This is a genomic window from Rhizobium sp. 62_C5_N11_2, from assembly GCF_051811185.1.
Lineage (GTDB): Bacteria > Pseudomonadota > Alphaproteobacteria > Rhizobiales > Rhizobiaceae > Rhizobium > Rhizobium leguminosarum.
On record NZ_JBPWPW010000001.1, the window covers coordinates 738,827 to 760,935 of the forward strand.

A 22,109-nucleotide genomic window follows, 5' to 3' on the forward strand; every position below is an offset into this window, starting at 1 on the left:
AAGTAGATTGCGGCCATTGTCTTCCGATGAGCCCTCATAGGTGGCCCGGATGAAGATTAGCGCTCATGGCGATCAGCCCCACTTCATTTCGCCGGTCGCGACCTTGGAGCCAATATCGAGCGCAACACCCATGCCGAGGTTGGGGAAACGGCCTTCCATGGCGGCCTTCAGCGATGCGGAGTCCTTGGCCTTGGCCAGTTCTTCCTCGAAGGCCTTCAGGTAGGCGATGGTATGTTCCACACCCGCGAGGTCGGTCTTGGCGTCGGACGTCATGTGTCCGGCCACGACGACGGCCGGCTTGCGCGCCGCGAGCTTTTCGAGATTGGCAACCCAGGCGGCGCGCAGTTCCGCGCTGTTGGTATCTGCCGTCCAGACGTGGACGCCGTTGAAGATCATCACGCCGCCGAACACGGCATTCAGCGATGGAACGAAGAGGTAGCGACGATTGGCCATGCCTTCCGCATCGACAATCTCGATGGTCTCGCCATCAACAGTCAGCCTCTTTCCGTCAAAGGTTTCCGGCATGACGATGTCAGCCAGAGTCTGGGGACCGTTTTCCTTGAGCTGCGGCCCCCAGACGGCCAGCTTCTTTTCGACGCTCGCCTTGATCGCATCGACTGTCGCCGAGGCAGCGATCACCTTGGCATCGGGGAAAGCTACCTTGATCGGGCCGAGGCTGAAGTAATAGTCCGGATCGGACTGGCTGATGTAAATCGTGGTCAGCTTTTTGCCCGTCGCCTTGATGGCGTCGGCGAGCGCCTTTCCATCGGGCAGCGTGAAGCCGCCATCGATCAGCACAGCTTCGTTCGCGCTGGAAACCAGAACGGGCGCGCGGAAGAAGCCATTCTGCCCTGCAGGGAAATGCTTCCAAGTGAGGCTTCCTGCTGCGTGGCCGAGGCCTGCGGGTGCAAGTACGGCGGTCACGCCAGCGGCGAGAGTGGTTTTCATGATGGTTCTCCTGGTGAACATGGTCCTGGTGTCCTGTCTTGGTTCATTCATGCGTCATATCAATGTGGATCGGCGGTCGGGCTAGAGCGCCTTCGCGCCGGTATTGGCGATTGCGCCATCATCTGCGGGCATGCCGCCACTGACGCCGATCGCACCGATTACCTGGCCATCGGCGACGAGAGGCACTCCGCCTTCGACCGGAAAAGCTCCCGGCACGGCAAGCAGATTGCTCTGGTTGTTATGAAGGATCACATCCTCGATCGCCTTGGTCGGCGTCTTGATACCGTTTGCGGCCTTCGCCTTACCGAGCGCGGCGTCGATCGTGCCGATACCCGCCTGATTGGAGCGTTCGAGATAGACGAGGTTACTGCCGGAATCGACGATGGCGACCGTCATCTCAAAGCCTTTCTTGCGCATTTCCGCGAGGGCGGCCGCGGCGACCTGCTTGGCGCGCTCGATGCTGATCGGCGCGCCGTAGGGTGGCACACTCTGGGCGAAACCGGGCGTCGCCGATGCTGCCGCGAGCATGAAGACAGCCAGTGCTGTATAGGTCGTGCGCTTGATCATCATCGGGTTATCCTTTCATCGGATGGCTATTGCGACCGAGACGTGCAGGTGAAGCGCCTGTGTTGGACAGCCTGGCGAGGAGATCGCCGCCGCTGAATAGGTCCTGCGCCTTGAGCAAAGTCCGGTCCGCGCCGTCATCCACGATCAATCCCGGTACGCCATCGACTGCGAACTCACGCGTCAGGGCGCGCGCCGAGGCCATGCGCGCGCGATTGGCGGCCAGCAGGTCGGAATCGGGAGAAGCGAGGCGGGAGGCTGCCGCATCAAGTCCAACACTGACCAGCACGCTCTGCAGTTCGGACATGTCCGTGACATCGCGGCCCGAAACATAGCGCGCCTCCTGGATGAACCGGAGCGCATCGAGTTCGTGCTGCCCCGCCGTCAGGGCAACGGCAGTTAGTGCCAGCGTGGCCGGACCAGAATCCAGCATGCCGCCTTTTGCCAGAACCTGGCTCCGGTAGACATCGCTAAACCGCTGCCCCGTGAGGCTCCCAATGCGCTGGTCGTTTGACCAAGCGAAGGCGGCGAACTGTTCGTCCATCGCCCTGGCCCCGGAGTCGGAAAACAGACCGGTCGGGGCGAGCGACACTGTCAGATCAGGTGCCGCGGCGAGCTGTGCGAGCAGCGGCGATGCGCCATAACACCAGCCGCAAAGGGGATCGAAGAGATAGGTGATGTGGGTCTTGCCAGTCATGTCGGCTCCTTCTTGAGCCATAGATGACATGAGCCGATTGGAACGAGAAGATCGAGAAAAATGACAGAATGTATGCTAGAGGCTGACAATAAAATCGGAGAATACTATGCAGGAAGCGACCAATCTCAATCGGCTGGCTTATTTCGCGGCCGTCGTTGACGCGGGATCGTTCACGAGAGCTGCGGAATATTTGGGCATCACCAAGGCGGTTGTCAGCCAGCAGGTCGCAAGGCTTGAACAGGAGGTCGGCACCACATTGCTGATGCGCACGACGCGGCGGGTGCAGGCGACCGAAGCCGGGCTGTTGTTTCACGCCCGATGCGTCTCGATCCTGCGCGACGCAGAGGATGCCCTGGGAGAGTTGGCTCAGCGCAGGACGGAACCCAAGGGCCTTCTGAGGATCACCGCCCCCTACGACTACGGTACCTCGGTTGTCGTGCCCTTGGTCGCCGCCTTCCGCCGACGCTATAATGATTGCAAGGTGGAACTGAACCTCAGCGACAAGATGGTTGATCTGGTTGCCGACAACATGGACCTTGCCATCCGCGTCGGCTGGCTGGCTGATTCCAGCATGCAGGCACGACGAATCGGATCGTTCCGCCAACTCTTGGTGGGATCGCAAGCCTTTGCCGCGGAGATAGCGGCAATGAGCGAGCCGATTGACTGCACGCCTCTACCCTTCGTGGCCAACAACGCTTTGAGAGAGCCGCTTATATGGACGTTCACTCGCAGCGATGGAGACGCCAGGAGCGTCCGTTTTAAAGCGGACATCGCGATCAATACCACGCCAGCGGTCATGGAGGCGGTCCGACAAGGCGCAGGTCTGTCGGTTCTGCCCGATTTTCTCGCGACCGCCGGCATATTGGCGGGAGACCTCATTCCAGTCCTGCCTGAATGGCAACTCCCATCCGGCGGCGTTTACACGGTCTATCCCGCCGGGCGATTTCGGCCGCCCAAAGTTTCCGTGTTTGTCGACATGCTGATCGCAGCGTTGAAGGCGTGAAGCTATCGAATGTCGCGTAAACGATCGGAAATTGACATCGGATGTTGATATGGAGACGAAACCGGATACCAGCGCCTTGGTAAAGCCCCGCGAAATTCAGTCTGCCAAGCGTCCTCCAACATGTCTTGGTCTGGCGCTTTCCGGGCGCGACCGCTGGCGAAGCAGACCGACGGCTTCCAGTAGCTCGCGCGGGTGGTGTGAGTGACCAAAATGAAGGCGCATTGCCGCCCGGCAGCATTGGCTCGGTCTGTGGTGTCTCTGACCGCATTTCTGCTAAAGCTCGGAAGCAAATCGCCCGCGATGTCACCAACTGCCGAAGTGTGAACGGCGCAACGGGCTGATGGGCCTCTCGCTCATCAGGCCTCTTGTCTTGAAGGAGGAGCGCTAGGATGAGCACCGACCTGGATACCGTGCGGTCCTATGATACGGTCGCGGCGGAGTACGCTGCGGAGGCCGCGGCGATGCCCGAATGGGTCGCGACAGAGATCGATACGTTCGTGACCGAACTGGGCGGCTCGGGCAGGGTGCTGGAAATCGGAAGCGGTGGTGGGCGAGATGCACTTGAGCTGGAGAAGCGGGGAATTAGCGTCCGGCGCACCGATATTTCAAAGGGTTTCGTCGAACTGCTTCGCGAAAATGGCTTCGAGGCCGACCTGTTGGACCCGCTGACCGAAGACTTGGCCGACCCGCAGCGTCCCGGCACGCCATACGACGGGATCTGGGCCTGTGCCTGCCTGATTCATGTCGCGCGCGAGGATTTCGGCACGGTGCTTGGACGGCTTGCCGAGGCGACCCGGACCGGTGGCCGATTGCACGCCTCGGTTAGAGAGGGCGAAGGCGAGGATGTGTCCACACACGGCAGTGCTGCAGCGCCTCGGCGCTACGTCGAGACGTACTGGCGCGAGTCTGCCCTGCGGTCCGCACTCACAGACGCCGGCTGGATCGTTAGCGAGGTACGTCGGTGCGTCGGAAAGCCCCATGATCGGTGGCTGAGCGTTCGGGCGAGTCGGGCGTGACGCACACAGAACTTGCGGAAGTGGCCGGTTGTGGCGCGACTATGAACTCTAGGTGATCACCGCAATGTCGGCTTCTGGGCGAAGGCAAAGATCCCCTCTGTGGCCGACATGGGGGCGCATTGCTGCCGTGGTCGGTCGCATATCGGCCCAAAACGCACAAGAGGTTGCTCTGTCGTCCCTGCTGGCGGGGCTCGTCCATTCGAATTCTGGACGTCAAACTAACCACCTAGCCTATGATTCCGCGGAGTTCGTCGTTGCGCCAGGCGCTAGAAAATCTTCTCGGTGGGAAGTCCGAGCGCGAATGAACCCGCGTATTGCGCCTGGGCTCCGGGCTGCATCGGATGATAGCGAGCGCCCTGTATGTCACGGAAGCAGCGCTCCAGCCCGTTCTCTCGATAGAATGCCGCGCCGCCTGCGACCTCCATTGCAAGCTCCGTCACCTCGATAGCGTGCCGTGCGACCAAGGAACGGCCGATCATAACCTCGTTGACGGTTTCCGCGGACGGTTCGTTTCGAGCAACTACCTCTAACATCCAGCGATGCGCGATCTGTGCGGCCCTCAGAGACGTTTCCATGCGCCCGACCAACCCGATCACATGATCGTTGTTGGCCTTGCTACGGACCATCTTGACTGCGATGTCGCGGGCGCTCTCGGCGACGCCAAGATAGACCGCGTAGATCAGAGGAAACGCGATCGTGCCGATGACTTGAAATACTGGATGCCATTGCCCCGCGCTTCTGGAAAATGCGACACTGGCATCCGGCACGAAGAGGTTTTCGATGATGACATCGTTTGACCCGGTTCCCCTCATTCCGAGTGTTCGCCACGTATCCTCTATCGAAACCTCTGGCGATGCCATCGGAACGCCGAAATGGATGACGGAGCCCGCGCCATCCGGTTCTTCATAAACAGCACCGGTCATCAGGATGTTTCCTGCCGCCGCGCCGGAAGTGAAGCGTTTACGCGCGGTGATCCGGTATCCGCCATCAACTTTCATGGCCTTGCCCGATCCGCCGATCCAGTCCGATCCGCCGCTCGAGAGCAATATGATTTGCTCCGATGCAACACGTCTCAGGAGCGGCTCCACCGCGGCCACCTTTTGATGCCGCCAGCGCCAGGCGGGGATGGCGACTTGATGGGTATGCATGGAAAAGGCAAGCGCAGTGGACCCACATGCACGAGCAATGGATTTGAGCATCTCAGAAAGTTCGGGCACTTCCGCGCCCAGCCCGCCCAATTCGATTGGAACGCCTGCCCGCACGAGTCCAGATTCCTTTAGAAGCGCGTAATTCTCGCCGACGAAGGTGTCGCTCTCGTCGATCGATGCGGCGCGTTGCGCGATGGTGGGCAGGACCGAATTGGTTAGTTCGACAATGGTCCGACCGCCGGCAAGGTTCTGTTTTGGTTCTGTAAGCCCGAGCATATCAATGCCTCCTATCTCGTGAGGATTGAGACTCTGCGCTCGTTTCACAATTGCGGCTAGTACACGAACTGTACTGAACGCCGCCCCCGTATGGCTGGGCAAGGAGCATTTGGCGGACCGGTTGTTTTACAATATTGTGCCTGATCCAGACCGGTGGAGGTCCTTATGGTAGAGCGTGACGGCTACGGGCAATTCTGTCCAGTATCAATGGCGTCGGAAATCCTCTGCTCGCGGTGGACGACCTTGGTCGTCCGCGAATTCCTTTGCGGATCGACGCGCTTTAATGAGTTGCGTCGCGGTCTACCGAAAATGTCTCCGGCACTCCTGTCAAAACGCCTGAAAGAACTGGAACAATCGGGCGTCATCACGGTGACAAGGAGTGCGAACGGCATTGCCGATTACCAACTCACGGCAGCGGGCGAAGAATTGAGACCTCTGATTATAGGTCTCGGAAATTGGGCTCAACGGTGGATGGAATCGCGACTTTCCTTGAAGAATCTCGACCCTTCTCTGCTCATGTGGGACATGCGGCGGAGCCTCGATACAAGAAGACTTCCGACCCGCCGTTGTACGATACAGTTTCTGTACCCGGAACTTTCGGCCGCGCAAAAGAGCTGGTGGCTTGTGGTCGAAAACGGAAAAGTCGATCTCTGCAACTTCGATCCGGGCTATGATGTAGACCTTCTCGTTGAAGGGTCGCTCCGTTCGATGACCGCAATTTGGATGGGCCTCACGACCATACGTCAGGAAACCGATGCAGAAACGCTGAAACTTGAAGGGGACAGGGTCCTCGCGCGCGACATGCAGGAATGGCTCGGTCTTAGTGTGTTTGCCAAAACCCCCCGGATGAGGGCTTGAACCATCGAAGGCGAGTGGTTCTGACGGATACAGCCCAGCAACGAAGACCCGTCACCCAGCCGGAAAGGCTCTAGTTCCAGTGCATCCTCAATATCCACCCCCCGGGTACCTGAAGTGTTGTCGATCTTGGTATGATCTAAGAGGATCTGGTCGGCCAAGGATTGGCCGCTCGGAAAACATACGTGAGCAGTGAGAGGGGCTGCCATTTCTTTGGCGACGCGTGCTTAGGGAGAGTGTCTTTTCACCAGATCGAAGTCCATGATAAGCGGCGCCTATGGGAATCAAGAACTATTTGATCGAAGGCGGTTCCGGCACTGGGAAAACGTCTGTCGCTACCGAACTGGAGCGGCGGGGCTACCATGTCGTCCATGGTGACCGGGTCTTGGCCTATGTCGGCGACCCCGAGACGGGCCAGGCACTCGCACGACCACCCGAAGGCGCGGACCGCATCATTTGGGGATACGCCCACTGGATCTGGCGTGTCGACAAGGTCAGCGCTATTGCTGCCGACACCACCCATCCTGCCACTTTCTTCTGTGGCGGCTCGCGCAATTTCCACAAATTCCTCGACCTTTTCGATAAGGTTTTCGTGCTCGACATAGACGTTGAGACTTTAAACCGACGATTGGATGGGCGGCCAAATGAGCCGGGCTTCGAGCCGGCCGAGCGGACGCTGGTGCTCCGCTATCATCATACCCGGGAATATCTTCCCATCGGCATCAATATCGACACGACGGGTACTGTCCCAAGTGTCGTCGACGATATCCTCGCTCAACTCACCTGACGCTCTGAAAGTAATGAGAATGGGATGGGAGGCACTCGATTATTGCGGGAACGCGAGTCGCCTGAACGACTCACAGGCGGCATTATCGCTTTCGTAGTCGACCGGCAGCTCTCAGAACGAGAAACCCGGTGTCTTAACGACCAACAAGACGGCGCAAAGTACCCGCATCCCTCAACAACAAACAGATGTCCGCCTCGGGCTGAAGCCGGCCTTTGGTTGCTACCGAGGAAACCGACGAGACCGGCCGCTCCGCTTACGCCCGTTTCGTCAGCGGAAAGCGGTCGCGCAGCAGCCGCAGCACCGATTCCGACGGGATCGGCGGGCCGAAAAGGTAGCTCTGGCCGTAGTTGCAGCCCATCTTGGCGAGTTCGATCGCATCCTCGTTGGATTCGATCCCCTCCGCCACCACCTTCATCTCAAGTTCGCGCGCCATTGATATCACCGACCGGAGCACGGTCGCCTTCTTGTCGCTGCCGTCGCGCACCAGCGCCTTGTCGAGCTTGATCATGTCGAAGGGGAAGCGGGTGAGATAGGCGAGCGACGAATATCCGGTGCCGAAATCGTCGAGCGCCAGCCCGATGCCGGCTTCCTTCAGCTTCTGCAGCACCAGCCGGGCCTGTTCCGGATTTTCCATCACCATGGATTCCGTCAGTTCGAGCTTGAGGCGCGAGGGCTGGCAATGCGTCTTGGCGAGAACCGAACGCACGTCGTCATAGAGCTCGTTGTTGAGCAGCTGCACGCTCGACAGGTTGATCGACACGAAGATCGGCAGTTCGCCGGTCTGGTGCTGCCAGCTCATCAGGTCGTTGGTCGCCTGTTCCAGCGCGAACATGCCGAGCGGGCCGATAAGATCGGAGGCCTCGGCGATCGGGATGAATTCGGACGGCGGGATATTGCCGCGCTTGGGATGTTCCCAGCGCATCAATGCCTCGAAACCGGCGACCTCGACATCCTCCAGCCGGGCGATCGGCTGGTAGACCATCGACAATTCCTTGCGTTCGATGGCGCGGCGCAGATCCGTTTCGAGCTGCAGCCGGTCGGTGCCGAAGTCGCGGAAGGCCGGCTGGAACGGTTCGACACGGTTGCCGCCGGCCCGTTTTGCCCGGTACATCGCAAGCTCGGCGTCGCTGAGCAGGCCGGTGGCGCTCTCCTGCCGGTCGACCCAGGAGGCGAGGCCGACCGAGGCGGTCAGGATGATCTCGCGATTGGCGAAGTTGATCGGCACCATGATCGCCTTGCTGATCGCATCGGCGAAATCGGCGACCTTGGCCGGATTGTGCTCGGAAACCAGGATGAGGCCGAACTGGTCGCCGGCAAGCCGCGCCAGCGTGTCCTGCGGTTTCAACAGCCGGCGCAGGCGCCGCGTCAGTGCGATGAGGATGTTGTCGCCGGCGGCAACGCCGAGCGAATCATTGACCAGCTTGTAGCGGTCGATGTCGATCACCATGACAGTCGGGCGCAGCGTGTCGCCGCCCGGCGCCAGCGCCAGCACCGACTGCAGCCGGTCGAGGAAGACCTGCCGGTTCGGCAGGCCGGTCAGATTGTCGTGCAGCGCATCATGCAGCAGCCGCTCGATGGAATTCTTCTGTTCGGTCACGTCGACGATCGTGCCGACGCAGCGGATGATTTCGCCGTTCGAGCCGAGCACCGGCCGGGCGCGGATCAAGAGCCAGTGGAAATGCCCGTCCTCGGCGCGGATGCGGAACTCGTGGTTCAGCCGCCCGCGGCGATGTTCGAGCAGCACGTCGAGCGTGGCGCGGAAGCGGTCGCGGTCGTCGGGATGCAGCCGCGGCAACCAGTTGCGCGCCGCGCCATGCATGGCGCCCGGCGACAGGCCGAGCTTGATCGAGACGTCGGGAATGGTGACGACGCGGTCGCGCGCCACGTCCCAGTCCCACACCATGTCGCCGGAGCCGGTCAGCGCCAGCGATTGCCGCTCGAGATCGGAAAACAACCCCTGCTGGAAGGCGCCGCCGGCAAAAGCGTGCTGCATGACGGTGAAGCCGATCAGAAGCACGATGAGCACCAGGCCGCCGCCGAGTGCGGGCTGGATGATGTCGTTGTCGAGCCGTCCGGTGACCGTCAGCCACGCCCCGAACAGCCAGACGAGGATCAGCGCCCAGGCCGGGACCAGCAGGATGGCGCGGTCATAGCGGTTGAAGCCGAGATAGATGATCAAAAGCAGCCCCATCGTCGCCGTCAGCGCGAAGGAAAGCCTGGCGATGCCGGCGGCAATCGACGGATCGTAGATCGCCACGCCAAAGAGCAGGGCAAGGCCAAGCACCCAGGCAAGTGTCGCGTAACCGAGATGCGCATGCCAGCGGTTGAGGTTGAGATAAGTGAACAGGAAGATGACGAAACTCGACGCCAGCGCCACCTCCGCACAGGCGCGCCATATTCGCTGATCGGCCGAAGCGACGCTGATCAGCTTGCCGAGGAAACCGAAGTCGACGCAGATATAGCCGAGCACCGCCCAGGCAAGGGCCGCCGTCGCCGGCAGCATCGAGGTGCCCTTGACGACGAAGAGGATGGTCAGGAACACGGCGAGCAGGCCGGCAATGCCGAGCACGATACCGCGATAGAGCGTGAAGGCGTTGATCGTGTCCTTGTAGGCGTCCGGTTCCCAGAGATAGATCTGCGGCAGCTCCGGCGTCGACAGTTCGGCGACGAAGGTGATGACGGCGCCGGGGTTCAGCGTGATGCGAAAGACGTCGGCCTCGTCGCTTGGCTGCCGATCGAGCGCAAAACCTTCGCTCGGGGTAATCGCGCTGATGCGCTGCGAGCCGAGATCCGGCCAGAACAGTTTGGAATTGACCAGACGGAAATGCGGCGCGACGATGACGCGCTCAAGCTGTTCTTCCGAAACGTTGGCGAGCGCAAACACCGCCCAGTCGCCCTGATGGTTCTCCGAGCTTGCCCTGACCTCGATGCGGCGGCGGATGCCGTCGGCGCCGGCCGCCGTCGAAACCTGGAAGGCCTCGCCCTGGTTGGCGTAGATCTCGGTCGTCGCCGTCAGATCGAGTGCGGTATCGTCACGGGAAATTTTTACAGGTTCGGCCGCCTGGGCAACACCCGCCGCGAAGGCGAAGGCCGCCAGGAAAAGGGCTGCGATCACCGCGATCACTCGTCCGGACGGTGACTTGGGCAGCATGCGGTCTCTTGTCATCGGCTGTCGGTTTTCCTGCCTTTATCCGTATCGGTGGCGAGACGTGAAAACATCACATGGTCATGCCACTGACCGTTGATCTTTAAATATCCGCGCAGATAGCCTTCCTGTTGAAACCCGGCTTTTTCAAGCAGACGAATGCTGCGCGCGTTATCTGGAATACAGGCTGCTTCGATACGGTGCAACTCAAGCCCGGCGAAGATGTAAGGAATAACCAATTGAAGGGCGGCGAACATATGTCCCTGGCCGGCATGGCGCTCGCCCATCCAGTAGCCGATCATGCAGCTTTGTGCCGCACCCCTTCTGATGTAGCCGATGGTGACGCCGCCGACGAGCGTCATGTCGCCTTTCAGGAAAATGAACAGCGGTACCGCCTGGCCCGAGGCATATTCCTGCTTGCCACGTACGACGCGGGCGCGGTAGGCGCCCTCCGTCAGCTCGTCGCGCCGCCAGGTCGGCTCCCAGGGTTCCAGGAACTTGCGGCTTTCGGCGCGCAGCCGGTGCCACTGGTTGAAATCCTGATAGCGCGGCAGGCGCAGGAGATATCTGTCGTTCTCCAGCTCCACCGCTTCCGGCTGCCGCGACAGGAACCGAAAAACCGATTTTGGCATCGATCACTCCCGGCAGGACAGACGTCGGCTCAGCGGCTTGCCTGCAGCGTCTTCGACGCCGGGACCGAAAGCGAGGCGGTGATGTCTTCCATCGGCGCGAGCTGTTCCAACGGACCGATCGCCGAAAGCGTCGGCACCGTGTCATAGAACAGCCGGCCGGCGAGGTCGGTCAGCCGCTCGATGGTGATGCCCTCCAGCCGCTCCATCATCTCCGGATTGGAGATCGGCCGGCCGTAAAGCATCATCTGCCTTGCGATCTGGCCGGCGCGGGCCGCCGGGCTTTCCGCACCCATCAACAGCTGGGCGCGGATCTGGGCGCGGGCGCGCTCGATTTCCTTCTGGTGGATCTGATCGGCTGATTTGTGCAGCTCGTCGATGATGACGGGCACCAGCTCCGGCAGGTTTTCACCGCCGGTCGCGGCATGAATGCCGAAGATGCCGGTGTCGGAAAAGCCCCAGTGGAAGGCATAGACGGAATAACAGAGGCCGCGGAACTCGCGCACTTCCTGGAAGAGCCTGGAGGACATGCCGCCGCCAAGGATATTGGCGAGGATCTGCGAGCAGTAGAAATCGCGGGCGTGGTAAGGCTTGCCTTCGAAGCCGAGCAGGATCTGCGCGTCCATCAGGTCGCGCGGTTCGCGCACGCTGCCGCCGATATAACGCGCCGGTTCCATGACGGGCGGCGCGGAAGGGGCCGTCGGCAGGCTCGCGAAACGATCCTCGACCATGCGCAGGAATTCTTCATGCTCGACGGCGCCGGTGGCGACCACGAACATGCGGTCGGTCGTGTAGTTGCGGCTGAGATAGCCACGGATCTGCTGCGGCGTGAAGGAGACGACGGTCTCCGGCGTGCCGAGGATCGCCCGGCCGAGCGTCTGGTCGCGGTAGGCGACCTCGGAGAACCGGTCGAACACCACGTCGTCGGGCGTGTCGTTGGCGGCGTTGATCTCCTGCAGGATCACCTGCTTCTCGCGCTCCAGCTCCTCTTCCTCGAAGGCCGATTCGGTCAGGATGTCGGCGAGGATGTCGACGGCAAGCGGCACGTAGTCCTTGAGCACGCGGGCATAATAGGAGGTCGTCTCGGTCGAGGTCGCGGCATTGACTTCGCCGCCGACATCCTCGATCTCCTCGGCAATCTGGCGGGCCGTGCGGCGCGCCGTGCCCTTGAAGGCCATGTGTTCGAGCAGATGAGCGATGCCGTGCTCGTTATCCGTCTCGTTACGCGATCCCGATTTGATCCAGACTCCGAGCGCAACGCTTTCAAGATGCGGCATGGTCTCTGTGACTACTGTCAGCCCGGATTTAAGCCGGGTGCACTCAACTGTCATTGGCTATCTTTCTGCGCCTGCTGTCGTCTCGCCGCGGGCATGCTTGCCGATAAAAGTCTCAACGGCTTTCAGCTCCGGTTTGATGATCTGGAAACGCTCCTCCCTGTGCATTAGATCAGCAAGCCACGTCGGAAGCGCCGGGTCAATACCGCAGGCGGATTTTACGGCGGCGGGGAATTTCGCCGGATGCGCGGTCGAAAGCGTCACCATCGGCGTATTCGGCTTTTCTTTCTTCTGCGCGACGAAGACGCCGATCGCCGAATGCGGATCCAGCAGATAGCCGGTCTCGGCATGGGTCTGGCGGATCGTTTCGGCCACTTGCTTCTCGCTGGCGCGCCCGGCGCGGAAGTCGCGGCGGATCGCCTTCAGCGCTTGCGCACCGATCTCGAAGCCGTTGGATTGCTTGAGGCTTTCCATCGCCGCGCGCACCTTCGAGGCGTCGCGGTCATAGGCTTCGAAGAGCAGCCGTTCGAAGTTCGAGGAGATCTGGATGTCCATCGACGGCGAACTCGTCGCCTTGACCGCCTTCATGTCGTAGCGGCCGGTCTTCAGCGCCCGCGCCAGAATGTCGTTCTCGTTGGTCGCGATCACCAGCCGGTCGATCGGCAGGCCCATGCGCTTGGCGCAGTAGCCGGCGAAAATATCGCCGAAATTGCCTGTGGGCACCGTGAACGAGATCTTCCGGTCCGGTCCGCCAAGCGCCACCGCCGCCGTGAAATAATAGACGATCTGGGCCATGATCCGCGCCCAGTTGATCGAGTTGACCCCTGACAGCCGGACCTTGTCGCGGAAGGCCACGTCGTTGAACATCGCCTTCACGAGGTTCTGGCAATCGTCGAAATTGCCCTCGACGGCAAGCGCATGCACATTTGATGAAGACGACGTCGTCATCTGCCGCTGCTGCACCGGCGAGACCTTGCCGTGCGGGAAGAGGATGAAGATGTCGGTGCGCTCGCGGCCGGCGAAAGCGTCGATCGCCGCCCCGCCGGTATCGCCCGAGGTGGCGCCGACGATCGTCGCCCGCTCGCCGCGCTTCTCGAGCGCATAGTCCATCAGCCGGGCAAGCAATTGCATCGCCACGTCCTTGAAGGCGAGCGTCGTGCCGTGGAAAAGCTCCATGACGAAGCTGTTCGGCCCGGTCTGGACGAGCGGCGCGATCGCCGGATGGCGGAAAGTGCCATAGGCCTCGTCGATCATCGCCCGGAAGGTATCGTCGGGGATCTCGCCATTGGTGAAGGGCGACAGGATGGTGAAGGCGATCTCCTGATAGGTCTTGCCTCTGAGCGCCCGGATCTCCTTCTTGGAAAAGCTCGGCCATTTCGAGGGAACGTAGAGCCCGCCGTCGCGCGCCAGCCCCGTCAAAAGGGCGTCGCAAAAGCCGAGGGAAGGGGCCTCGCCGCGGGTCGAGATATAGTCCACGTTCGTCATCCTTGATCTATCGCTGGAGGAAATCCGGCCGGGCGCGCCATGGCCCGCTCTGCCGGAAATCTGGGCCGGAAATCGAAAAGGGGCCGCCCTGCGGGCAGGGCTCTGCTTGTATGCTTTTGAACTTGCCCGCATCCGGCGTCGAAAAGTGCATCAAAACGGCGCTTACCCAATCGATTTTTGTTTGCGCCGCTGATATAGACCATCGCAAACCGTCATGAAAGGCCTCGCGAAAAAGACATGGGGCCTCCAAGAAACGCTTGTACAAGGGATGGAATATGGTGCTCGGCAAGGTCTCGCGTCTCATCGTCTCCGCATATTTTCTTGCCCTGCTGACTGGTTGCAACTCGCTCGGCATAGGCGGCGACAGCAAGTCGTCAGCGCCGACGACCCAGCCGAACGGCACCGCCCAGATCATGCCGCTGGCGCCCGCCAACCCCTCTTCGAACAATCCTTCGATCGGCACCGCCACGACGGCGCAGGGCACGGTCGCCCCCGTCGTCCAGGGCGCCTGCCCGCAGATCTTCATGCGTGATCAGGACGCGATCTTCCGCACCTATGCCAAGGGCAAGAAGGACGATCCGCAGCAGGTCGTCTTCCAGGCCTCCTTCGGCGATTACACCCGCCAGTGCACGCTGAACGACACGAACCTGACGATGACTGTCGTCGCCCAGTTGCGCCTCGTTGCCGGCCCGGCCGGCACGCCAGGCCCGGTGACGCTGCCGATCCGCATCTCCGTCCTCGACGGCGAGACCGTGCTTTATTCCGAGGTCACCAAGTTCCCGACCGAGATCCCGCCGGGCACGCCGGGTGCGCAGGTCATCTTCCGCAAGGACGGCATCAAGATGCCGGTCGGCTCCGGCGCTCTGGTGCGCGTCAATGTCGGCTTCGACACCCAGCCGGCAAAGACCAAGAAGAGCAGCTAAGGCAATTCGGGCTTCGACCTGACATCGGCCCTCATCCGGCTGCCGCCACCTCTGCCTGGGTCGAGCCACGTGCCTCCACCCCGGTAAGGTTAGGGTGAGGGGCAACCATCGGCGCGAACGGGACAGCAGTGGGAGAAACCATGAAATGGTTTCCACACAGCCCGCGGATTGCGGGCCTAAAGCGTTTAGAGAACGTTGTCCCAGGCCGCCAGTGCGGCGACGACGCCTGGCAGGTCGTTCATGCGGGAGATTGCCGTTTCGGCGCCGGCATCCGTCAATTTGTCGGCATGGGCGGGATAGCTGTGCGAGGCGCCGGTAAAACCGATGACGCGCATGCCGGCGGCGCGCGCCGCATGCACGCCGTGCACGGAATCCTCGACCACAACAACCTTGTCAGGCGAAACACCCATCTGGCTTGCGCCATGCAGGAAGATGTCGGGCTTCGGCTTGGCGCGGTCCGGGCCAAGGTCCTTGGCGGAGAAAATGTTCGGCGCAAAAAGCGACTTCAGGCCCACCTTGGTCAGCATCATGTCGAGCCGCTTGGTGCTCGAATTCGAGCAGATGCAGCGCTTGATCGGCAGCTTGGAGACGGCGAATTCGACGCCCGGAATGGCCTGGACGTCCTGCGCCAGCCTGAGGTCGAGCATCTTCTCTGACTTATCGAGCAGCGAGGCCGAAAACGGGATGCTCGCCTCGCGCTCGATCTGCAGCAGGATGTTGCGCCATGTCATGCCGGCGAAGCGCTCGCCCATTTCTTCGACGCCGATCGGATATCCGGCCTCTGTGAGAAGCGCTGATTCGACTTCCGCCGCGATAATTTCCGAATCGACGAGAACGCCGTCGCAGTCGAAGATGATGAGGTCGAAGCCGTCCATATGTTCACGCCTTGCTGAAAGTCTGGGCTGGAAGCCTGGGTCTTGTCCGGGAATGCTGCGGCTTTACACGATGCCCGGCCAAAGCTCAACCTGATCTCAAGCATGGCTGCGATGCGGCAAGCGACCGGCTCCGGCGTCGCTGCCGGATCGGCCGTGCCGGGTTGGCGCGGGAATGGACAAATGGCGAGCAGATAGCAGCCGTCAGGCCGCCAGCTGCCCACCCCGGCGTCCCGCTGCAGATTGCGTCGAGGCTGTCGCCCGAAGCCTGAACCGGGAAACCAGTTCGCGCAGCTTGGCAGCTTCCTGGGCAAGCTGGCCGGATGCCGCGGTGGATTGCTCCACCATCGCTGCGTTCTGCTGGGTCACCTGGTCCATGGAATTGACGGCGGTGTTGACTTCGGCAAGGCCGGTCGACTGCTCTCTGGCCGATACGGCGATGGCATCCATGTGCTGATTGATGCGGGCAATCTGCTCGCTGATCGCCTTCAGAACCTGGCTGGTATCGAGAACCAGTTTGACGCCGCTTTCCACTTCCACCGACGATTTCTGGATGTGGCCTTTGATTTCCTTTGCCGCCTGCGCCGATCTCTGGGCGAGCTCGCGAACTTCCTGCGCCACCACCGCAAAACCCTTGCCCGCGTCTCCGGCGCGTGCCGCTTCGACGCCGGCGTTCAGCGCCAGCAGATTGGTCTGGAAGGCGATCTCGTCGATCACGCCGATAATGCTGGAGATCTGCTGGGACGAAGCCTCGATGCGGCGCATGGCTTCTTCGGCATGCGACACGACTTCGGAAGACTTGGCGGCGTTGCGGTTGGCATCGGTCGCTTCAGTGCGCGCCTCATCGGTCCGCTTGCTGGAGTTCGAGACATTGGCGGTGATCTGATCGAGCGCTGCGGCGGTTTCTTCGAGAGAGGCTGCCTGCTGTTCGGTTCGTTTCGACAGATCGCCGGCCCCGGATGCGATTTCCCTTGTGCCTTCATCGATCGCGGCAATGGCGGTTGCGATCGCGCTGAGCGTCTGATCGAGCTGCCGGATCGACATGTTGAAATCATGCCGGAGGCCCTCGAAATCGGGGGCGAAGGGCTCGTCGATCTGGAAGGCGAGATCGCCGGATGCAAGCCGCTTTAAGCCTGCGGCGAGACCCGATGTCGCCGCCCGCAGCCGTTCGGCGGCATCGTCGTCAGCCTGCTTGCGCGCCGTGACCCGCTCGGCTTCGCCCTGCAATCGGGCTGCCTCGGCGTCTTGCTCAAGCTGCTTGTTGGCAATCGCTGCCTGGCGGAAGATTTCGACGGCCGATGCCATCGTTCCGATTTCATCGGTGCGGCCGATCCCGGTGCAGGCAATAGCTGTGTCACCACCGGCGAGCCTTTGCATGTCGTTGGAAAGCGAAAGAATAGGCTTAGTGACGGTCTTGCGGGTCAGGAAATAGAGGCCGAGCGCAAACAGCGCGGCCGCGGCGAGAAGTGCTTTCAGAACAATATCGACCGACGCTTTTATCTCGGCGCTATGTTTGGAAATTTCGTCCGACGCCGCGGTGATCTCATCCCCGGCCTGTTCCATGGCCGATTCCAACGTCGAGAACTGCTGCATGAATTCGGGCAAGGCCTTCAATGCCGCCGAGGGATCCTGGCTCGCCAGATCGACAATCTTCTTGGCGCTTTCGACATAGGTCAGAAGGGGAGGTTCGATGCTGGCAAGCAGCGCTTTGGTCTTTTCGTCGGCGGCAAGCGCCTTGTTGGCAGCTATCATCTCGCGGAACGACGCGTCGTGCTCCGCCAGATCCGCCTTCACCCCGGCAGCTTCTATGCCTGCTGCCGGATTGGACGCCAGCATGGATGCCAGCACGTCCGCGCGCATTGCGTCATGCATCATGTCGGCCTGCATGTGGTTGCGCAGGATCTGTGCCGACCGGGCAACGTCGGCGTTGTTTTCGGAGAGGGTCGAGGCGGACCAGATGCCGACGCCCGTCGCGCCGCCCGCCAACCCGAAAATCGCGATGCTCGCAATGATGATCTTATGCTGGATCGACGCCATGATAGGGCTCTCTCGTTAATTTAGAAGGTGAGAGTACCAGAACATGCTTAATGATTTCTCAGCAGCGTCTCGCTTAGCGGCGCGAAAACAATAGGTTGCAGCGCAAATTTCACTTTCGATGAGAAGTTGAGCTCTTTGTGGGTCGAGCGGATGCCCGATGCCGATAGAATGACGGACCTGCGCGAGTGCCGGGGGATCGTCGAGGCTCATTGCTGCTTCACGGTCTGGGGCGTACCATGCATGCGCAAGAGGAGAGGGACAATGAGGCTTTCAGCTTTCGTCCGACCGGCGGCAGCCGTAGCGCTGCTGTTTGCCTTCACATCCACCGACGTTATCGCCAAGGGCAAGCACCGAAGCTGTGCGCAGCTGCAGGCGATGAAGGATAATGCCCTGACCGGCGGAAAGCATGCCGGGGATGGCACCGACAAGAGAGCCAAGATCGAAAGGAAGATGAGGAAGAAAGGCTGCTAGAGGCAAGTCGCCGATAGCTTGCGAGCACCGAGAGAATGGTCTGGCAGCAGGCGAGCCTGTTACCGCGTTGAGGATGGCGCGACATCCATCAAATCCGCGTCATGGCAGACGAACCGCAGCCCGGGGACTACCTTTGGCAAACTCATGCACTAGATGGCGATCGAGGAGGACGCCACCGCCGCTCTTGGGAGGAGAACAAGCGGCATGCCAATGAATGGATGAAGAGGAAGACTGCATGACGATCGAGGACATCATCGAAACCCTGGAAAAGACTGACATGCCCGACAGCCGGATCGACGCCTTCATCACCTGTGCCTTTCTGTTGAAGCAACTCCGGCCGGCCGAGCCCAACGATTTCGACGGTCCTAACGACTACCTGCCGAGCAGTATCAAGTCAGAGCACGGCTTCCTGATGGCGCGACCCTTCACACACGACGTCAATCACGCCATCGACCTGTGCCGGGAAGTCCGGCCGGATGCGGTTTGGCACCTCGCCCGCGGCCGCCAGACAGCGGACGAGTCGCTCTACGGTGCGCAACTGCGCGAGATCAAGGAGGGTGAAAGCGTGCTCGGTGAAGCCGAGAGCAATCACGCAGCCCTGGCGCTCACTCTCGCGGCGCTGCGCGCGCATGTGCGGCAGGAAGATGAAAAGAGGGCAGGTGCATGAGGGAGGTGGATTCTGCACTTGAATCTTTTGCAGATTCGTAACAAACCTACCCATCAATCGGAAAAAGCTTCAGGAACTGCCGGTCGCCTTCCGGAGAAAACAGGATCGAGCGGCTTTCGGCCGTGCGCCGCGCCCAGCCTTTGTCGAGGAAGCTTGAAAGCAGGGCCTTGCCGAGGCTGCCGGCGAGATGGGCGCGTCTTTCGCTCCAGTCGAGGCAGGAGCGGCAGAGCGGCCGGCGCGACGATCTGAGGTCGCGAACATCGATGCCGATGCATTCGAGATCGCTTTCACCCTTTTCCGTCAGCGCCAGGCCTTCGCCGACCGCCTCGATCGAGCCGGAGGCAATCAGGCTGTCGAGCATGCGCACGCCGTAATCACCGGCAAGGTGATCGTAGCAGATGCGCGCCTTGCGCAGCGCCGGCTCCTTCGGTCCCGGCTGGTGACGCAGATGGCCGCGTCCGGCGGCAAAGCCCATCATGCTTTCGATCAGCCGGGCGACGGCCTCGTCGGCCAGCGTGAAATAGCGATGGCGGCCCTGCTTGCGCTGGGCAAGCAGCCCGCCGGCTTCGAGCTTGGCGAGATGCGTGCTCGCCGTCTGTACGGTGATGCCGCCGACGCCGGCAAGCTCGGTCGCCGTCAGCGCCCGGCCGCCGGTGAGTGCCGCCAGCATGTTGGCGCGGGCGGGATCGCCGATGAGCGCGCCGATCTGCGCAATGTCAGGACCTTCCTTCATAGTTCGATCGTAACCGAAGCATCGCCGTCAGGCAATGTGCGAAAACGGCCCAGGAGAGCACTGAGACAGCAAAGGAGAAACGATATGATTACCTGCTTCATCCGCTATCAGATCGACCCCTTCAAGAAGGAGGCGTTTGCCGAATATGCCCGCAACTGGGGCCAGGCGATCCCGCGAAACGGCGCCGATCTGATCGGCTATTACGGCCCGCATGAGGGATCGGCAACGACGGCTTACGGCGTCTACAATATCGAAAGCCTCGCCGCCTACGAGGCCTATCGCGCCAGGCTGGCTTCCGACCCGCTCGGCCGTGAGAATTATGAATTTGCCAGACGCGAAGGCTTCATCCTGAAGGAGGATCGCATCTTCCTCAAAAATGTCTCCGCTCCTCACGCAAAGCTGGTGCAGCCATGATCGCCGTCATCTTCGAAGTCGTGCCCTACATGGGTGAACGCCACAAATATCTGGATCTCGCCGGCGAGCTGCGCACTGAGCTCGAAAAGATCGACGGCTTCATCTCGATCGAGCGTTTCGAGAGCCTGACGAACCGGGGCAAGCTGCTGTCGCTTTCCTTTTTCCGCGATGAGGAAGCCGTCAAGCAGTGGCGCAATCTCGAGGCGCACCGGGCAGCGCAGCAGGCCGGACGCGGCGGAATCTTCGCCGATTACCGCCTGCGGATCGCCAGTGTCGTCCGCGATTACGGCATGTTCGAACGCGACGAGGCGCCGGCCGACAGCCGCAGGGTTCACGACGCCGCCTGATCGCCGGCAGCCGGCCGGCGTCGACAAAGTCTGCCGCTCACTCATCGGCCACCCGAATAAATTCCCGAAATCGGCCACCGCTTCAGGCTTTGGTAACTAAGTTGCGTAACCATAACGGACAGTTAAGCGTAGAGCGTATGAGTGAGTATCAGAATGGCATCAGTTTTTCCGCTTGCCGACCTCAAGGCTTCCGTCAAGTCGGATTCCCGGCCGGATTCTTGGGTCGACACGATCATCAAGGGCGATTGCGTCAGCGCCCTTGAAGCTTTGCCCAGCCACTCCGTCGATATCATCTTTGCCGACCCGCCGTACAATCTCCAGCTCGGCGGAACGCTGCATCGTCCCGATCAGTCGCTGGTCGATGCGGTCGACGACGAATGGGATCAGTTCGCCTCCTTCGAGGCCTATGACGCCTTTACCCGCGCCTGGCTGCTGGCCTGCCGGCGTGTGCTGAAGCCGACAGGCTCGATCTGGGTGATCGGCTCCTATCACAATATCTTCCGTGTCGGCGCCACGCTGCAGGATCTGAATTTCTGGATCCTCAACGACATCATCTGGCGCAAGACCAATCCGATGCCGAATTTCAAGGGCCGCCGTTTCCAGAACGCCCATGAGACGATGATCTGGGCAAGCCCCAGCGCCAAGGCCAAGGGCTATACCTTCAATTACGATGCGCTGAAGGCCGCCAATGACGACGTGCAGATGCGCTCCGACTGGCTCTTCCCGATTTGCAACGGCAGTGAGCGGCTGAAGGGCGAGGACGGCAAGAAGGCGCATCCGACACAAAAGCCCGAGGCGCTGCTTGCCCGCGTCATCATGGCCTCGACCAAGCCCGGCGATATCGTGCTCGATCCCTTCTTCGGCTCGGGAACGACGGGTGCGGTCGCCAAGCGTCTCGGCCGCCACTTCGTCGGCATCGAGCGCGAACAGGATTATATCGATGCGGCCTCGGCCCGCATCGCCGCCGTCGAGCCGCTCGGCAAGGCGGAACTGACCGTCATGACCGGCAAGAAGGCCGAAGTCCGCGTCGCCTTCAACGTGCTGGTTGAAAGCGGCCTGATCAAGCCCGGCCAGGTGCTGACCGACGCCAAGCGCCGCTATAGCGCCATCGTCCGCGCCGACGGCACGGTCGCTTCAGGCGGCGAGGCCGGCTCCATTCATCGTCTCGGCGCCAAGGTGCAGGGTCTCGATGCATGCAACGGATGGACCTTCTGGCATTTCGAAGACGGGCAGTCCCTGCGCCCGATCGACGATCTCAGGTCCGTCATCCGCAGTGATCTGGCAAAGGCGGAGTGAGCACCACCTTCGCGAGATCGAGATACCTTCTTCCGATTTCCCTCCAGTTGCGGAAGAAGATCAAGGCGCCCGGGGTCAAGCCCCGGGCGTCTTCTTTTGTTTGTGCGCAATTCCGGACGCAAAACCGCTCTACACTTTTGCTGGAATTGCTCCAGTCAGAACTCCTGGTAATCGGTGACGTCGACCCGCGTGACGCGCCCTTCCGCATTGAAGGTGATCGTCTCCTCACCCTCGCGGATCAGCGGCTTGCCTGATTTGCTGTGGGTGGCGCGCACCGACCAGACCGATCGGCCGGAGAGCGGCGTCAACGTTTCCACCAGCGAATTTTCCGCCGTCTGATCGGGATAGTCGTCGAAATAACGCCGGAAGGCAGCCATGATCTCGGCGCGGCCGGCAAGGCTGCCGACGCCGTTCGAGACATAGGTGGCATCCTCGGCGAAATAGGCCTCGATGGCGGGAAAATCGAGGGCGTTGATGGCGGCGTGAAAACGTTCGATCTCTTCTGCGGGGTCGAATGCCATG

The 22,109-nt window shown here is 61.3% G+C and carries 22 protein-coding genes; 10 read left to right on the forward strand and 12 right to left on the reverse strand.

Annotation, left to right across the window (positions count from 1 at the left end; all coding sequences use genetic code 11):
• Window positions 1–72 precede the first annotated feature (72 nt).
• From AB8B31_RS03660 to AB8B31_RS03670, 3 genes are read right to left on the reverse strand one after another with little or no spacing between them, the layout of a single operon-like run.
• A complete protein-coding gene (locus tag AB8B31_RS03660; RefSeq protein ID WP_018245142.1) occupies window positions 73–969 on the reverse strand; it encodes an MBL fold metallo-hydrolase in 897 nt (298 codons plus the stop codon).
• A gap of 60 nt (window positions 970–1,029) precedes the next feature.
• On the reverse strand, window positions 1,030–1,518 hold the full coding sequence (locus tag AB8B31_RS03665; RefSeq protein WP_018245143.1) for a GlcG/HbpS family heme-binding protein: 489 nt from the start codon (window positions 1,516–1,518) through the stop codon (window positions 1,030–1,032).
• Between the two features lie 4 nt (window positions 1,519–1,522).
• A complete protein-coding gene (locus tag AB8B31_RS03670; RefSeq protein ID WP_018245144.1) occupies window positions 1,523–2,209 on the reverse strand; it encodes a DsbA family protein in 687 nt (228 codons plus the stop codon).
• A 106-nt stretch (window positions 2,210–2,315) separates the two neighbouring features.
• Between AB8B31_RS03670 and AB8B31_RS03675 the strand changes: the two genes are divergently transcribed.
• Window positions 2,316–3,212, forward strand: coding sequence for a LysR family transcriptional regulator (locus tag AB8B31_RS03675; protein ID WP_018245145.1), 897 nt, complete (start codon window positions 2,316–2,318; stop codon window positions 3,210–3,212).
• Window positions 3,213–3,601: 389 nt separating this feature from the next.
• Window positions 3,602–4,228, forward strand: a complete 627-nt coding sequence (locus AB8B31_RS03680; protein ID WP_018245146.1) for a class I SAM-dependent methyltransferase — start codon at window positions 3,602–3,604, stop codon at window positions 4,226–4,228.
• 266 nt (window positions 4,229–4,494) lie between these two features.
• On the opposite strand, the gene AB8B31_RS03685 is transcribed toward AB8B31_RS03680, so the two are convergent.
• Complete coding sequence (locus tag AB8B31_RS03685; RefSeq protein ID WP_018245147.1) at window positions 4,495–5,652, reverse strand: acyl-CoA dehydrogenase family protein; 1,158 nt, start codon at window positions 5,650–5,652, stop codon at window positions 4,495–4,497.
• A gap of 165 nt (window positions 5,653–5,817) precedes the next feature.
• Here AB8B31_RS03685 and AB8B31_RS03690 point away from each other — a divergent pair, with 165 nt between their 5' ends.
• Both AB8B31_RS03690 and AB8B31_RS03695 read left to right on the forward strand, forming a co-directional pair.
• On the forward strand, window positions 5,818–6,510 hold the full coding sequence (locus AB8B31_RS03690; RefSeq protein ID WP_018245148.1) for a winged helix-turn-helix transcriptional regulator: 693 nt from the start codon (window positions 5,818–5,820) through the stop codon (window positions 6,508–6,510).
• A gap of 274 nt (window positions 6,511–6,784) precedes the next feature.
• A complete protein-coding gene (locus AB8B31_RS03695; RefSeq protein WP_018245149.1) occupies window positions 6,785–7,294 on the forward strand; it encodes a nucleoside kinase in 510 nt (169 codons plus the stop codon).
• A 253-nt stretch (window positions 7,295–7,547) separates the two neighbouring features.
• Here the strand turns inward: AB8B31_RS03695 and AB8B31_RS03700 are convergent, their stop codons facing one another.
• Genes AB8B31_RS03700 through thrC form a run of 4 tightly spaced genes read right to left on the reverse strand, consistent with a single transcriptional unit; the run spans window position 7,548 to window position 13,827 of the window.
• Window positions 7,548–10,460, reverse strand: a complete 2,913-nt coding sequence (locus AB8B31_RS03700; protein ID WP_018245150.1) for a sensor domain-containing phosphodiesterase — start codon at window positions 10,458–10,460, stop codon at window positions 7,548–7,550.
• Window positions 10,457–11,071: a GNAT family N-acetyltransferase gene (locus AB8B31_RS03705; RefSeq protein ID WP_018245151.1), complete on the reverse strand. Its 615-nt coding sequence runs from the start codon at window positions 11,069–11,071 to the stop codon at window positions 10,457–10,459. Before AB8B31_RS03705 ends, AB8B31_RS03700 begins: the two co-directional genes overlap by 4 nt.
• A 29-nt stretch (window positions 11,072–11,100) precedes the next feature.
• On the reverse strand, window positions 11,101–12,399 hold the full coding sequence (locus AB8B31_RS03710; protein WP_018245152.1) for a M16 family metallopeptidase: 1,299 nt from the start codon (window positions 12,397–12,399) through the stop codon (window positions 11,101–11,103).
• A 3-nt stretch (window positions 12,400–12,402) separates the two neighbouring features.
• Window positions 12,403–13,827, reverse strand: a complete 1,425-nt coding sequence (gene thrC, locus AB8B31_RS03715; RefSeq protein ID WP_018245153.1) for a threonine synthase — start codon at window positions 13,825–13,827, stop codon at window positions 12,403–12,405.
• Window positions 13,828–14,102: 275 nt separating this feature from the next.
• Here thrC and AB8B31_RS03720 point away from each other — a divergent pair, with 275 nt between their 5' ends.
• Window positions 14,103–14,750, forward strand: coding sequence for a hypothetical protein (locus AB8B31_RS03720; protein ID WP_018245154.1), 648 nt, complete (start codon window positions 14,103–14,105; stop codon window positions 14,748–14,750).
• Window positions 14,751–14,935: 185 nt separating this feature from the next.
• On the opposite strand, the gene AB8B31_RS03725 is transcribed toward AB8B31_RS03720, so the two are convergent.
• Window positions 14,936–15,625, reverse strand: a complete 690-nt coding sequence (locus tag AB8B31_RS03725) for an HAD family hydrolase (protein WP_018245155.1) — start codon at window positions 15,623–15,625, stop codon at window positions 14,936–14,938.
• A 201-nt stretch (window positions 15,626–15,826) separates the two neighbouring features.
• A complete protein-coding gene (locus AB8B31_RS03730) occupies window positions 15,827–17,659 on the reverse strand; it encodes a methyl-accepting chemotaxis protein (protein WP_018245156.1) in 1,833 nt (610 codons plus the stop codon).
• 261 nt (window positions 17,660–17,920) lie between these two features.
• On the opposite strand from AB8B31_RS03730, the gene AB8B31_RS03735 reads away from it, so the two are divergent.
• Both AB8B31_RS03735 and AB8B31_RS03740 read left to right on the forward strand, forming a co-directional pair.
• Complete coding sequence (locus tag AB8B31_RS03735; RefSeq protein WP_018245157.1) at window positions 17,921–18,130, forward strand: hypothetical protein; 210 nt, start codon at window positions 17,921–17,923, stop codon at window positions 18,128–18,130.
• A 235-nt stretch (window positions 18,131–18,365) separates the two neighbouring features.
• Window positions 18,366–18,797, forward strand: a complete 432-nt coding sequence (locus AB8B31_RS03740; RefSeq protein WP_026188649.1) for a hypothetical protein — start codon at window positions 18,366–18,368, stop codon at window positions 18,795–18,797.
• A gap of 46 nt (window positions 18,798–18,843) precedes the next feature.
• On the opposite strand, the gene AB8B31_RS03745 is transcribed toward AB8B31_RS03740, so the two are convergent.
• Complete coding sequence (locus AB8B31_RS03745) at window positions 18,844–19,530, reverse strand: ArsR/SmtB family transcription factor (RefSeq protein ID WP_018245159.1); 687 nt, start codon at window positions 19,528–19,530, stop codon at window positions 18,844–18,846.
• Window positions 19,531–19,614: 84 nt separating this feature from the next.
• Here AB8B31_RS03745 and AB8B31_RS03750 point away from each other — a divergent pair, with 84 nt between their 5' ends.
• The 3 genes from AB8B31_RS03750 (at window position 19,615) to AB8B31_RS03760 (ending at window position 21,587) form a co-directional block, all read left to right on the forward strand.
• Complete coding sequence (locus AB8B31_RS03750) at window positions 19,615–19,944, forward strand: NIPSNAP family protein (protein WP_018245160.1); 330 nt, start codon at window positions 19,615–19,617, stop codon at window positions 19,942–19,944.
• Window positions 19,941–20,291 carry an antibiotic biosynthesis monooxygenase family protein gene (locus AB8B31_RS03755; protein WP_018245161.1) on the forward strand — a complete coding sequence of 117 codons (351 nt, stop codon included), beginning with the start codon at window positions 19,941–19,943 and terminating at the stop codon, window positions 20,289–20,291. The genes AB8B31_RS03750 and AB8B31_RS03755 overlap by 4 nt, the downstream gene beginning before the upstream one ends.
• A gap of 153 nt (window positions 20,292–20,444) precedes the next feature.
• A complete protein-coding gene (locus tag AB8B31_RS03760; protein WP_018245162.1) occupies window positions 20,445–21,587 on the forward strand; it encodes a site-specific DNA-methyltransferase in 1,143 nt (380 codons plus the stop codon).
• 155 nt (window positions 21,588–21,742) lie between these two features.
• Here AB8B31_RS03760 and AB8B31_RS03765 read toward each other — a convergent pair whose 3' ends face one another.
• The gene (locus AB8B31_RS03765; RefSeq protein WP_018245163.1) at window positions 21,743–22,108 is read right to left on the reverse strand and encodes a nuclear transport factor 2 family protein; all 366 of its coding nucleotides are present in this window, start codon (window positions 22,106–22,108) and stop codon (window positions 21,743–21,745) included.
• Between the last annotated feature and the right edge of the window lies 1 nt (window position 22,109).